At 45.8% G+C, this 14,734-nt stretch carries 7 protein-coding genes and 1 tRNA gene; 2 read left to right on the top strand and 6 right to left on the bottom strand.

Annotated elements, in window-relative coordinates; all coding sequences use genetic code 11:
• Positions 1 to 40 precede the first annotated feature (40 nt).
• The 6 genes from QUA03_RS11750 to QUA03_RS11725 all read right to left on the bottom strand — a co-directional run bounded on the left by QUA03_RS11750 (position 41) and on the right by QUA03_RS11725 (position 10,546).
• Positions 41 to 1,945: a response regulator gene (locus QUA03_RS11750; protein ID WP_333212234.1), complete on the bottom strand. Its 1,905-nt coding sequence runs from the start codon at positions 1,943 to 1,945 to the stop codon at positions 41 to 43.
• Between the two features lie 298 nt (positions 1,946 to 2,243).
• Entirely contained in the window at positions 2,244 to 5,579 is a 3,336-nt protein-coding gene (dpdE, locus tag QUA03_RS11745; RefSeq protein ID WP_333212232.1) for a protein DpdE, read from the bottom strand.
• A gap of 202 nt (positions 5,580 to 5,781) precedes the next feature.
• Positions 5,782 to 6,432 (bottom strand): glutathione S-transferase, encoded by a 651-nt coding sequence (locus tag QUA03_RS11740; RefSeq protein WP_333212230.1) that lies wholly within the window; start codon positions 6,430 to 6,432, stop codon positions 5,782 to 5,784.
• 237 nt (positions 6,433 to 6,669) lie between these two features.
• Positions 6,670 to 7,617, bottom strand: a complete 948-nt coding sequence (gene trhO / locus QUA03_RS11735) for an oxygen-dependent tRNA uridine(34) hydroxylase TrhO (RefSeq protein WP_333212229.1) — start codon at positions 7,615 to 7,617, stop codon at positions 6,670 to 6,672.
• A gap of 54 nt (positions 7,618 to 7,671) precedes the next feature.
• A tRNA-Gly gene (locus QUA03_RS11730) sits at positions 7,672 to 7,743 on the bottom strand.
• Positions 7,744 to 8,023: 280 nt separating this feature from the next.
• Positions 8,024 to 10,546, bottom strand: coding sequence for a calcium-binding protein (locus tag QUA03_RS11725; RefSeq protein ID WP_333212227.1), 2,523 nt, complete (start codon positions 10,544 to 10,546; stop codon positions 8,024 to 8,026).
• Positions 10,547 to 10,820: 274 nt separating this feature from the next.
• Between QUA03_RS11725 and QUA03_RS11720 the strand changes: the two genes are divergently transcribed.
• Both QUA03_RS11720 and QUA03_RS11715 read left to right on the top strand, forming a co-directional pair.
• Positions 10,821 to 13,550, top strand: coding sequence for an O-linked N-acetylglucosamine transferase family protein (locus QUA03_RS11720; RefSeq protein ID WP_333212225.1), 2,730 nt, complete (start codon positions 10,821 to 10,823; stop codon positions 13,548 to 13,550).
• Between the two features lie 402 nt (positions 13,551 to 13,952).
• The coding region (locus tag QUA03_RS11715; protein WP_333212224.1) for a chemotaxis protein CheB at positions 13,953 to 14,734 on the top strand (782 nt) is incomplete at its 3' end.

Genomic DNA, 14,734 nt, shown 5'->3' with positions numbered 1-14,734 from the left:
GATTCTATGCAGCCTCATAAAAAATTGGTATAAGTTTTATTTAAGTATTCCCACCCTGAAGTAAAGGACGAGTGCGCTTGATTCGGCTGAGTACCCGCGTGACTAATTCAGGCCCTAGTACCGGCTTGGTAATAAAATCATCGGCTCCCGCTGCAAAGGCTTGTTGCAGAGATTCTGGATCGGTATGGGCTGTCACCACCAAAATCGGTAAATTTTCCCATTGGATATCTTGTCGGACGACCTGACACAATTCTAAGCCACTGACGATCGGCATTTCTAGATCCAGCACTACTAAATCGGGTTCAGTGCTAATTAACATCTCCCAAAATTGCTGTGGTTCTTTGAGATTTGTCACCTCAATTCCCCAGGGAGTCAGTAACGCTGATAATTTAACCAGCATCACAGGGTCATCATCTACGATTAAGACTTTGGCTTCTGAAGTTTTGGGACTGGGTAGAACACGGGAAATCGCTCGAAAAATTTGCTCGGTGGTTGCAGGTTTGTGGAGAAATTGCTTAGCACCTAAGCGCGATACAGCCAAGCGATCGGCAAGGCTATCTCGTCCGGTAAAAACAATTATAGGCAGGTTAGGCGATCGCTCGGTCAGTTCTCGCAGTAGCGTCAATCCATCTTCCTCTGTCTCTGCAAAACTTAAATCTAGTAACATCACATCGGGCATGGACAGGGCAAGACGCGATCGGGCAGCAGTAATATTCGGCGCAATTTTCATCCGCAATCCCCAAGCTGCGGATTCTACTTTCAATCGCTCCGTTAATGCAGTATCATCATCAACTACCAAAACCCGATAGTTGAAAATTGAAATAGTAGAAACTGGTGCTGCGGTTGATTTAATAAGTGTTGTGGCTAATTCCTGCTGTAATCCTGTCACCAATTCCGAGAAGCGGGTAATTTCCTCAGCAGTCAAAGAGCGATCGTTTATTAGCAAATGCTCTGCAGAGCGTGCCAATTTCGAGCCTTCGGGATAACCAAAAGATCCCAGAGAGCCGGCCAATTTATGAGCTTCACGTTTTGCCGATTGCTGTAATTCAGTTTCTAATTTTCCTGCTAATATAGCAGTTTTTGCCTGATCCAATACAGCAATTTGTTGGTCGAAGCCTCCCCGAAACCGCTCTAAAACTTTGTCGATATCGGACTTATCTACCCCGCGAGATTGATGTTTTTGGGGGCGCTCAATCCCAGAATTATTTGAATGAGACGACGCAGATGGGGTGTACGGTTTCAGTCGATAGCCCATGCCATAAACTGTTTCAATGATTTCTTCAGTTAAGCCGCCGGCCTTCAGTTTCTTTCTGACATCCTTAATATGAGTGATAATGGCGCGATCGGTTGGTGCGTCATCAAATCCCCACAGCCGATCCAAAATAGCACTGCGGCTAAAGATGCGATCGGGATTTCGCAGTAATAATTCCAGCAGATTATATTCTGTTGCTGTCAGTGAAATTATTTGTTCGCAAAAAGTCACTCTACCAGACTCTAAATCTAAACAAAGATATCCCCAAGTCAATGTATTAGCCGCTGAATTCTGAGTATAACCTCCTGGATAAAGTGCTTTACTGCGTCGCAATAAAGTTCGGATTCTTGCCAGTAATACTTTCGTAGCAAAAGGCTTGCTGATGTAATCATCTGCTCCCGCATCGAAAAGAGCCACCACCTCCGCATCTGAATCCTTTGCCGTCATTAACAGGATCGGTTTGCAGTAGCCTTGCGATCGCAATTGCCGACATAGACTAATTCCATCTAGTTTGGGAACTTGCACATCTAACAATATCAGGTCATACTCAATTGTGGCTGCCAAGTCTAGGCCCACTTGTCCATCATTTGCACGATCAAACCCGTAATGATTTGCCTCCAACACCTTTGCCAGTGTTGCACTCAGCCCTCCATCATTATCTACGAGCAAAATTTTGATCGGAGACTTCTTCATTTTAGCTGTGCGGTTCAATTCCCATGCGATCGACGCGCTTTGATGTCAGGCCGAAGCGTGGCTTTTAACTAAATCACTGCTACTCATTACTACTCCTTTTATCTTACCATTTTTGCAGTCCCATCACCTAAAAATTGCTGTCATTTCCGCAGTTTAGATAAAACCGATCGCCCTTTCCTTCATCTGCGTCCATCCCCGTTTATCTGCCTACATCTGCGGTTCAAAAAAAGCGTGAAGCGAAGCTATCCCGAAGGGTAGGGAATCGCCCCCAAAAAGAGCGATCGCCCTACCAAACAAATTATCCTTCATCCTCCGACTTTACAGGAGGACGCCCAGAAATCACAATAAATCCCACAGACTCAAGAGTCATGTGCGGGCGGCGAATACCAGCTAAAACCGCTTGATTCAACAAACTTTCGGTATTGATTTCATCAGCCAAAACCGATTCTAAAAGTTGTTCGGATTTAGAAAGTCGATGCAAGCGCAACTGCAATTGATTCACCCGGTTTTCGAGTTGGATTGCAGCCGTGACAGCAGATCGATCGCACATTTCCACAAAAGCCGATCGCCCGCGCAACAATTTCTCCGATACCACCCGTCCCTTTTGACAAAAATCATCCCATTCTAGCGGATCGACAAAACTGTCAATCAGCGATGTGCGATTTTTCGACAAATTGTAATCCCGATTCTGCCCGCCTTTCCCCTTATAAGCCCGCTGCAAAATCGCTAGAATTTCCGCATCTTCCACCAGTGACATTTCTTCGCTGCGAGCATCTACAAACACAGTTTCAAAAATGGGCAGAAACAGAGCATCAGCGCGGCGCTGCAAAGCTTTCAAGTTGTAATTTTCGATGTTTTGTGCTTGCAAAACTTGCTCTGCCGGTTGCACATCAGTCTGGATGGAATAATTAAACTGAAAGCCAAACCACTCCTTCCCGGGTTCCGCATCCCAACTTTCATCATGCCGCCACATGGCAAAAGCTTGGCCCCGATCGTCCCAGCGAATATAAGAGCTAATTGCATCGATCAATCCCTCACCAATGCGGTAAAGAGCCACATCCGCATTCTGATGAGCAATGCGGCGATTGTAACTACCATATTGCTGGCAATAAGGAACCAATCTGGTCATCAAATCGTTCGAGGGAATTAAAGTTTTTTGAGTAGGTTTATAGCGCATCAGCCCCGATATACTCGGATGTTCGATTTGTTTGAAGTGAAGAGCTTGACACAACCAACCTTCTGTAGACCGCTGCATTTCTTTATGCTTAGCATCGCAGTTATCGAGAGACTCAAAATACTGAGATGCGCTGTCATCAAGAGTATCAATTTCATCGAGAACGTACTGTTCATCAATTTTGATTTTCTCTTGTTCGATTTCAGTTTTAATCGCTTCAATTTCGCTCGATAAGCCCTTGCCTCCCTCAGCAAACAACTTTTCTTCAAGTTTGAGAAGTTTTTCCTCAGCATAAAACTGAAGGCTGGCAAGAGATTTGTTGAAGATATCAAACCCATCTTTTAAAACTTGAAACCAAGCTTCGTGGGGACTCTCTGGCATATCCGGGCCTGCAAACAAACAAAATTGCACTCCCATTTTGCTACCAATGCGATCGACTCTGCCGAGTCTTTGTTCTAACTGGTTGGGAAACCACGGCAAATCGAAGTGAACTAGCCAATCTGTCAATTGCAGATTTACCCCTGCTTCCGCCGATCGATCGCACACTAAGATAAAACAATGCGGTTCAGTCTTAAACCGCTTGAGACTAGCCTCAACATCATCAGCCGATTTGCTCGTGTCATGGCTGGCGATCGCATTTTTACCAAAGATTTTCGCTAAATTTTCCGCAATCTCTTTACAAGTTGCAGTAAAACTGGTAAAAATCACAATTTTCGGGAAACGCTCGCCTGGAATCGGCCGTTTAATTTGCTGTTGAATTCTCGACAGCAAATCGCGAGGTTTGCTGTGATACTCGCGCGGAACCTTCAAAGCAACTGCCAAAAATCGGAGAATGGCGATTCGTAACAAACTCAGTCGATCGAGTCCTTCCTGGGGCTTTTCCAGGGTATTGAGCAAGGTTTCCAGCATTTCCCTTTCTTCTGGAAACAGCTCCGTTTTGGTCAAAATTGCTGTGTCATTTTGTCCAAATTCGCGATCGAGTTCAGGAGTCGATTTTTTCTGCAAGCGAGCTTTGACAACCCGTTCTAAAACATTCAGCCAAGTACCAGAAGCGCGGAAAAATAGCAGAAATATTCTCTGATATTCGCTAGACTTGGGAGCGACTGTGCGCCATTTATCGAGTACGGTTTGAATTTCCGACCACTGTTCATCATTCAGATCGTACTCAGTTTTAGGGACAGCCTCTCGCTCGAAAATCACATCCTCAACCGCATCCCGGCGGTTGCGAAGGATGCGACGATGCAGGCGGTAGGTATCGCTAACGTGAGTGCGAATAGTTCGGACAAGCCGAGCCTGTTCTGCGGTTTCTTTAGTTTTCAAACAACTTTCTAACTCTGTTGCTAATCCGATTAAATAATCATCTTTGGCAAAAATAGTGCGAAGTTGAGCGAGTTTTGTTTGCAAAACAGCAGGCTTGGCCTTTTCTCTGAAATCCAGCAAAGCGCGGCCGATTTCTTGACGGTTTTGCACCTGTTCTTTGAAGCTTTCCAGGTCATTAAGACGGTAACTTGTCGGATCTAGCAAGTGCAGCATCGTTAGAAAATCTTGCTCATGGCCGATAACTGGCGTTGCAGATAATAACAATACATTTTTGCTTTTTTGAGCTAGTTTCTGACAGAGTTCAAAGGACTGCTGCTGAGCGCGATCGCTCGAATTTGCCATTGCTGCCACATCATGCGCTTCATCCACAATCAGAAAATCTAGGTTAGCATTGCGGCTAACTTGATTGATTTCGCTAATAGCAACAAGCTGCACTCGGTCAGCAAAATGAGACAAATAGAATTTATTTTCTAACTCCTGCCGCCACTGTTCGAGCAGGTATTTCGGAACCAGAACCACAGCGCGTCCGTTGGGTTCATCTAGCAGAAATTGGCGGAGAATTGTGCCGGCTTCTACTGTTTTTCCCAGTCCTGGTTCGTCGGCTAATAAATAGCGCACGATTGGGTCTTCTAGGACGCGCCGGACGACTTCAACTTGGTGCGGATAGAGGTCTATGTTAGCAGAAATTAAACCGGTCATGCCGCGGCTGACGGCCCGCTGTTCGATCGCAGATTGAACGAATGCCAATCGGCGATCGTGAAAATACGGCGTTTCTTGGCCTTTGACTGCTAAAATGTCGATCGGATCGGCGATCGGGATATTGCAGCGAACGTAAAGTTCGCTTTCGACAGCTTGCAAACTTTGGCTGTCGGGCAGGTCAATTTCGTACTCTAATTTATCTTCATCCCAGTCATAAACTCGACCGATAATCCATCTTTCCTGAGTGGTACTCCAGAGGTAGCAGCGGGTTTGGCGCTGAAGTCTGGCTTCTTGCAGCAAACCCAAGGGTACAGTTTTGCGGATGCGGTTTTTAACTGAGCAAAAATATTCAACTACCGCCTCGGTACGCGATACCTCGACAACTTTTCCGACTCCCAAATCGTTTCTGGGCGATCGAACTAATGAACCAACATCAATCATAGTTTTAGCCTGACAATACTTACTAGAATACAGTACATCCTTTCACATTAAAAAAATTAGCAAGATGCGAGTTTCGCCGGCGTCGCTTTTTTAGTCAAATGACAGTCAATCTGCTATTCGGAAAACAATAAGTTTAGCATGGTAACTAACATTTTGGTATTCAATAAATATCCGGGCAGCGAATAAGAATACCTACTTACCATCAAGGAAAAACAACGCCTGCATTACCGGATTCCCATTTCGGGTATTTCTGCATCACACTGCTATAAATTTGAGAGTCTGTAAACTCTGCTAACCAAGCTTGTAGCGGTGGCCAAGGCTGTTCGTTGAACCAAGCTGGATCTGTATGAGCGAATTGACGAACAAAAGGTGCGATCGCCATATCAGCCAATGCTACATTGTTACCAAATAAATATTTAGTGGCACTTAACCGTGAGTTAAGTTGTTCCAGAAATAAAGAACCTTCATAACGATGTACTTGGGCATCAACACCGGGATAGCGATCGGGGTACTTATAACGGTCAAGATGATATTTAAACCTATCATCAAATAGAGCGATTAGTTCCAGCATTTCTGTAACAGAACCTTGCTGTGGCATCAACCATTTTTCAGGATCGTGTTGTCTCAATGCCCACAACATGATATCGATACTTTGATCTAGAACCCGCCCGTCAACATCCATTAATATTGGTACTGTACCTTTGGGAGATACCTCCAACATCTCTGGTGGTTTGTCTCGCAAAACAACTTCCCGCAACTCACACACCCGATTGCTAACCATTAAGGCCAAGCGCGCCCGCATAGCATAGGGACAGCGGCGGAAGGAATACAAAATCGGGTATGTTGCTGACATATTATATCAATTCCGGTTGCACCGGAATTATTGTTGACTGTTGACTGTTGACTGTTGACTGTTGACTGTTAACTGTTGACTCGATTTTATTATTCCGATGCCACTGGAAACGATATAATTAGTCGATCGCACGATCGGGTTTTTCGGGTCAGAAACCCCGTTTCTTCGTAGATTTCTCGTCGCTAAACAAGATTTTTCGTAGAAACGGGGTTTCTTTGGGCTTAGTGAATAATAATATTAGTCGCAGGCTTCATCTACTTTTTGCTTCGCATCGTAGCGCGCGCCTATATGTACTTGGTTGCGACGCTTAGCAAGCTCAATCTGACGTTGACGTTCAGATAAGGCTTGTTTTTTAGTTTCAGTTTTTGAGTCATGACAATGAGGACAACTCACACCAAGTACAAATAATTCCGAAGCCTTATCTTCCTGACTAATCGGGTGACGACAACCGCGACAAAGTTCATAGTTACCCGGCTTTAAGTCCTGACCAACCGAAACTCGTTCATCAAAGACAAAACATTCACCTTCCCAACGACTTTCTGCTTCCGGCACCGTTTCCAAATATTTTAAAATTCCGCCTTCGAGATGATAGACTTCCTCAAAACCTTGAGTACGCAAAAAAGCAGTAGATTTCTCGCAGCGAATACCACCGGTGCAAAACATTGCCACCTTGGGTTTATTGCGTAAAGCAGTTTCCCGCAGCACCCATTCAGGTAACTCAGAAAAGCTTTTTGTTTTGGGATTAATAGCACCTTCAAAAGTACCCATAGATACCTCGAAGTCGTTACGCACATCAACCACGACAACATCGGGATCGTCAAGCAGCTTATTCCACTCCTCCGGCTTAACATATTTGCCAGCCATGAGGCGGGGATTAATGTCCGGTACTCCCATCGTGACGATTTCGCGCTTCAAGCGTATTTTCAACCGATAAAAAGGTGCTTTTTCCGAGAAAGATTCCTTGTGCACGAGATCGGCAAAACGCACGTCACTACGCAAGAATGCCAGCACTGCGTGTACGCCCTCGGACGAGCCAGCAATCGTGCCATTAATGCCTTCTTGGGCCAGCAAGATAGTGCCTTTGACGTTGTTGTTGTTGCAACAATCGAGTAACGGTGCTTTCAGCTCAGCAAAATCCGGTAGTTCAACGAACTTATATAAAGCAGCGGTTAAGAAATAAGCCATAGATTGAATTGATAGCACTAATTAATTTTCATAATTCTATGAAAATTCAGTCAAAGCGGACGGTGGGACTCGAACCCACGACGTTCAGCATGGGAAGCTGACATTCTACCACTGAATTACGCCCGCGCTTAGTGTTTTTTACCTGTTTTCACCTGCTTTCACCTGGGAGGCGCAGCGGTAAAAAACGACTAGAAAGACATTGTACAACTATTTTCTGATTTTGAGTATAGCATTTTGACAATCAATTTTGGGCGATCGCCGATCGCCCCTCCACCGCACAAAAAAAGTCCTGCACCAAAGGCAGGACTTAATCTAACTTAAATTTCTTAGTGTCAAGCGAGAGGGACTTCGTTTGACAAGAAGCGGTTTCAACCGCCGATCAATCGAGGGGGATCGAACTTTGCCATTAGACGAAGCGTAAAGAGTTGCTGTCAATAGCCAGGAAAGAAACTGATTGGACGATCGCAATCAATTCATCCGAGCCCGAAGTCTTCTTGAAAATAGCGGTTCCAGCAGGCAATCCTTCGGGAGAATCACCTAACACGTAAGTGCTAGAAGCGCCTTGAAGTTGGAGGATATCTTCAGTCGGGTTAAAACCGACAATCAAAGCGTAGTCGCCTGCGCCAGTGCCGGTATCGTTGCCATCGTTGTAATAGAACTTGGTGGCATCTCCCAGCAAGAAAGTATCATTGCCTTCAGCGCCAATCAGGGTATCGATTTCGCTTAGCCCTGGGTTAGCAGCAGTGCCGTCAACCCCACTTAGAATGTCGTTGCCTTCTTTGCCGTAGAGGAAATCGTTGCCAGTACCGCCCAGCAAAGCATCATTATCTTTACCGCCGTAAAGGTTGTCGTCTCCAGCGTCGCCGGCTAAAGTATTGTTGCCTAGATCGCCACTCATCGCATCGTTACCGTCGCCGCCATACAAGAAGTCGTCACCTTTTCCTCCTAACTCGATATCGTTACCGTCGCCTCCAATCACGGTGTCATTGCCGTCGTTGCCAAATAGGAGATCGTTGCCGTCGTCGCCAAATAAGGCATCGTCTCCTTTGCCTCCGAAGAATGTGTTGTTTTCGCTATTGCCGATTAAGGTGTCGTTGCCTTTGTTGCCGTAGACGGGACTGTTAGCGTCGATCGCAATAATCACGTCATTGCTGTTGCTGCCGATGTTCCCTGACGCTGAGCCTGTCGGTGCGGGCGCGCTTGTGACTGTGAGTGCGATCGGAAGTGCGATCGTCTGAGCTTGCGCGGGAGTGAAAACGGGTGTGGGTGTGGTTGCAGGTGTGGGCGTCGTAGCCGATGTGGGTATCGGTGTGGGTGGCGGCGGGGTGGGCGCAACCGGTGTTGGCGCGGTGGGTGTTGGCGCTGTGGGTGTTGGCGCTGTGGGTGTCGGCGCCGTGGGTGTTGGCGCTGTGGGTGTTGGCGCTGTGGGTGTCGGCGCTGTGGGTGTTGGCGCTGTGGGTGACTCTGGTAAATTAGCAGTCAGAATGTCGCTACCAGAAAGGTTGTTGATGGTTTCGATTAAGCCAGCACCCGCGAGGGTTGGGGATGCACCAAAGAAGTCTAAAATCACCAAGTCATCCGCAGGGTTGGCGATTCCGTCTTTGTTGAGATCAACTACCAGACTGGTACCTTGCCGCCCTAAACCCAGAGTTCCCGCCGACAGCGACAGAGAAAGGTTTGTGCTGGTAATGCCGAAATTTATGCTCAGGTCATCTATACCCTCGCTATCCTGAATCTGAATAGCTTTTGATGGTGAGAATATTCCGTAGATATCTTTACCTGCACCGCCTCGCAGCACGTTGCCGGAATTCCCATACTGGGTAGTAAGAGTATCGTCACCCGTACCGCCTTCTAAGGTTTGATTGTTGCCGTCTCCCCTGATGTAGTCATTGCCGTCTCCCCCGATGAGAAGACCGTTGAGGGTGCTAAGGGAGAGCCTGTCATTTCCCGCACCGCCATCCAAAGTTGTAGAATCGCCGCCGCCTCGCAGCGTGTCATCTCCATCGCCACCAGCCAGACTATCGCTGCCACTGACACCGAAAAGGTTATCCCCCAAAACGTCATTGCCTGCACCGCCATCCAGCGTGTCATTGCCGTCGCCGCCCAGGAGGGAATCATTTCCTAAACCCCCACTGACACTGTTGTTTCCTGCACCGCCAAGCAAAGTGTCGCCACCATCTAAGCCAGCGAGGGTGTCATTGCCTTCTAAGCCTGAGAGGTTGTCATCACCGGCAGTGCCTATGAGGTTATCATCGCCGGGAGTACCTGTGGTTACATTGAGTCCGGGTGCCGCCGTAGCCTCAGTGAGATTAGCAGCTAGGATTGCTGTACCGGAGAGGTTGTTGATGGTTTCGATGAAGCCAGCACCTTCAACAGTCGGCGATGCACCGAAAAAGTCTAAAACTACAACGTCATCGGCAGGCTTTGCTACCCCGTCTGCGTTAATGTCAATCAGCAGGCTCGTACCTTGTCGGGCAAATCCCACCTTTCCAGGCGACAAAGATAGAGAAACGTCTGTGCCCGGGAGCTGGAAATTCGCAACAAAGAGCTGATCTGTGCCACCGGTATCCTGAATCTGACTGGGTTTCCCCGCAGGGGCAGAATAGCGATCGTTGCCGATTCCCCCTCGCAGCACATTGCCGGCATTCGCATACTGGGCATTGATCGTATCATCGCCAGCACCGCCATCTAAGGTGCTATTTGGGGAGCTATAAAAACCGCCATAAAGCAAGTCATTGCCATCACCACCAAACAGGCTATCGTTGCCGCTAACACCTGGTGCGAGAGTATCATCGCCAGCACCGCCATCTAAGGTGTTATTGGAGCCAGAACCACTCAGAGAGTCATTGCCGTCTGCCCCAAAAAGGCTGTCGTTGCCTAACCCGCCCTTGAGAGTGTCATCTAAGGATGTACCCAGAAATACTGCCATGTTTTTTCCTGCTTACGGTAAACAGGCGATCGCTAATTTTACTTAGCTACTACGCCCTAATTATCTATCAGTGCTTTTTCCCAAAAATTATGCGAATTTTCCCAAAAAGTTTTTTAGGCAAAATTTGTTTTATTTGGGACAAAAGATGCTATTTATATAAGCATATTGTTACAAAAATCACAATATTTTTGTAAGCGTATATACGTAAGCATATATCACTTGAATAGACTAATTAACCACAAGTAAGTTTTTTTAATCCTAAAGAAGGTAATAAATGTTATTAAATAGCGGAACCAATTCTCCTGTTCTCATTATTACTGGAATGCACCGATCTGGAACTTCTCTGACTGCTGCCTTCCTACAGAAAATCGGCATTGACTTGGGAGACAATCTCCTGAAAGGCAACTATTGGAATCCCCAAGGCTACTTTGAAGATATAGATTTTGTCGAATTTCAGCGAACAATTCTGCAAGCTTGCTCTCAGTCTGACGAAACAGGTTTTCCCGATTGGGGTTGGACAGAAAGCGAACAGCTAGACCTGCAAAAACTTAACACCAATATAGAGCCTGCAAAACAATTAGTCAAATCTCGATCCAACCACTCAGAACTTTGGGGTTGGAAAGATCCGCGCACCAGTTTAATGTTAGATTTCTGGAATCAAATCATCCCGAATGCTCGCTATTTATTTGTCTACCGCTATCCTTGGGATGTAGCGGATTCAATATTGCGGTTGAACATCCCATTTTTCTCACAAAACCCAGAATCTTGCTTAAGGATATGGAAATTTTATAATCGCCACATCTTAGAATTCTATAAACGCCATGACAATCAATGCCTACTTGTAAATTTGAATACCTTGCTAACATCTCCCGGCAAAGTGTTAGAATTATTAAAATCCAAGCTAAATCTACCTTTGAAATCCCCGGATAGCCAAGAACTAGATATCAAAAATACTTTGATGTCAGTTTACAACCCTCAAATGCTGAGCAGCTTGCCGCTCAACCATCCCCTAATTCAAGTTCTCAATCTGACATCGGGCGGATGTTTTGAACTCCTCAATCAGCTAGATTTAGTAGCCGACTTGCCGAGTCCATTTTCCAGCTTATCCTTGCCGCGAAATGGCGGAACCCTAGAGCGTTTATCCCTCCGACTGCATCAGGAAACTATCAAAGTTCAGCTCAACCCAGAGTCGCCTCAATTTCTCAGTTGGCTGTCCAGTTGTATCGATCGCTATCATAGCACATCCCATGAATCTGCCTTAACAGATTTGCGTCAAGCCCGCCATAAATTAGCCGAATTTTGGCTATCTGCACCACCAGATAAACTGCAAAGCAGCTATTCTGGCCGTGCGGGAAAAGCCCAGAAAATGCTATTAGCTAGTGGCATGAGAGACGAACCTCTGACTGATGTCGAACAGCGGGAAGTAGACGAGTTATCTCTATACGTTGCTAAAGGATTTGAAGCTGCTGAAGCTATTCAATATTTGCTAGCGGCAATGCTGTATCAGCGGGCCGATCAGTTGCCGTTGCAGTATGGTAGAACTGCTGTTCCCCAGTGGTTTTTTAACGATTTACTGGAGTTTATGCTTTACTTCCCCAGTTATTTTCAAGAAGTGGGAGAAGTCGAGAAATATTGTAGCTATATGCAGCAATTAGTAGATTTAGTTCACAGTCGCGTTTTCAGCAATCCTGACTCCGATATTTGGCAAAATGTTGCTTTAATATTTGCAGATACCGTTAATTTTGTCCCCCTGTATTTTAGCACAAAAAACTTAAAAGATGTTTATACTAAGCGATCGGATATTCTAGAATTTATCCTAAAAGCTAGGGGACATCAGATTGACTTCAGCTTTGACAAACGCCCCGCTAATAGAGGCAAAATTCGCCTCGGCATTCTCAAAGCAAGTTTCGCGCCCATTTCAGAAACTTTTACCACTATCCCGGCTTTTGATCATTTAGACAGAGAGAAATTTGAGATTATTTTATATGTCCTCAACGCGAGCGATCGCCCTTTGGATATATACTGTCAAAGTCGGGCCGACAAACTGGTGAAGTTGCCCCAGGAATTGCACAGTCAAGTCGAGATGATTCGCGCCGATGACCTGGATATTTTGTTTGTAGGGTCGATCGTCACCAATGCCGCTCAAAACATCATTTTACTAGCTTTGCACCGCCTAGCACGGTTACAGACCACCTATTTTGCCTCTCCCGTCACTACAGGCATCCGCAACATCGATTACTACATTTCCGGCACTTTAACGGAACCTTTGCAAGAAGCGCAATCACAATATCGTGAACGGTTAGTAATGTTAGATGGGACAGGATTTTGCTTCAATTATAGCATCCAAAAAGCAGAAGCAAGTATTAAATTTGAGAGAAAAAGCTTGAGAATTTCCGAGACAGCAGTTGTATTTATTTCCGGCGCTAATACATTCAAGATTATTCCCGAACTCAGAGAAACTTGGGCAAAGATTATCGCAGCCGTGCCCAATTCTGTCCTAGTTTTATATCCCTTCGGCAATACCTGGTCTGGTGATTACGTCAAACAGCCGTTTATCAATAAAATGTCTGCTATATTTGATAAATACAGTATCGATCACACTCGTTTAATTTTATTAAATACCCTGGCGAATCGCGAAGATGTGAAAGCAGTGTTACAACTGGCTGATGTCTATCTCGACTCCTATCCCTACGCGGGTGCAAATTCGACGGTTGATCCGTTAGAAGTTGGATTGCCTACTGTAGTGAGAGACGGGAATAATTTGCGTTCCAGACAAGGGGCAGCACTCCTGCGAGACATCCAGTTGTTTGATTTAATTACTGACAGCGAAGAGTCTTATATTAACTTGAGTGTCGCACTCGGAATTAATGCCCAATTGCGAAAGCAAAAGCGCGATGAAATCCAATACAAAATGCTGCAGCAACCGAGGTTTCTCGATAGTTGCGCTTATTCGGCAGCTTTGGGTTCGGTATTTGAAAAAATGCTAATAGTGAATCGGCTTTAGAACTCAGCCATTTTTTGAAAAAAACAAATAAAGTCTGATTTCCTACCCTACCCTTCGGGGTCTTTTGAAAGTAATCCTATTAAAATAGGATGAAATGGTTGTTTTTGGGTCAGACTTCATAGTCCGATCGCAGAATCTGGAAAGTTCACTGATTGTCCACTTTTAACAGTACAATTAGCATAATTTATACGGGATTTCCCGTTTCAATCTTGTCCCCCACTAGGAAAGCTCGCAATCCCAAATAAGAATTTTAAAATCGATTGAGCGCGCCGACCGAGCTCGCGTAGAGATTATATCGGCAGGTAGATGGCTCATTTATTCATTTTGATATATATATATATATATCAAATTTACAGGCAAGATAACTATAATACGCCGCCAGGAAGCTATCTGGTCAAAAAAATGAGTCAGAATAAGTATCCCAAGAAATCTCGACCTAAAGCTGGTATCAAAACTGATAGAAAGCCGCACAACAATCAAAACGATTTATTTCCTGTAGTCGCAATAGGAGCATCTGCGGGTGGATTGGAAGCCTTTATGCAATTACTGAGCCATTTGCCGATCGATACCGGCATGGCGTTTATAATAATTCAGCATATGTTGCCGAATCAGGGAAGTGGGTTGAGTTTGATTCTGGCTCGATCGACCCTGATGCCCGTGCATGAGGTGACAGATGGGATGCTCATAGTACCGAATCAGGTATACGTTATCCCCGCGAATTTTAGCATGACCATCGAGCGATCAGTGCTGAAGCTAAGGCCTCGCGGCACACGAAAGGGGGTATTTATGTCCGTCGATATTTTTATGTTTTCCCTCGCCGAAGAACGGGGGAACAAAGCCATCGGCGTCATTTTGTCCGGGGGCGATAGCGATGGTGCCCAAGGGTTAAAAGCGATTAAGGCCGCGGGCGGTATTACTTTTGCCCAATGTGAAGATACGGCACAAGTTAGCAGTATGCCGAATACTGCGGTGGCTACGGGTCAGGTAGACTTTATCTTGCCACCGCAAAAAATAGCCTATAAAATAGCAGAGATCGGCCGTCATCCCTACATGAGTGATCTGCCTTCGACAGAATCGACCAGCAGCGAGGATGCGATCGCAAGCGAAGATGCGATCGCAAGCGAAGATGCGATCGCAAGCGAAGATGCGATCGCAAGCGAAGATGCGATCGCAAGCGAAGATGC

This window comes from Microcoleus sp. S36b_A4 (assembly GCF_036700645.1).
Lineage (GTDB): Bacteria > Cyanobacteriota > Cyanobacteriia > Cyanobacteriales > Microcoleaceae > Microcoleus.
Note: the sequence above shows the minus strand (reverse complement) of the source record. Positions and strands in the feature narration are given on the sequence as shown.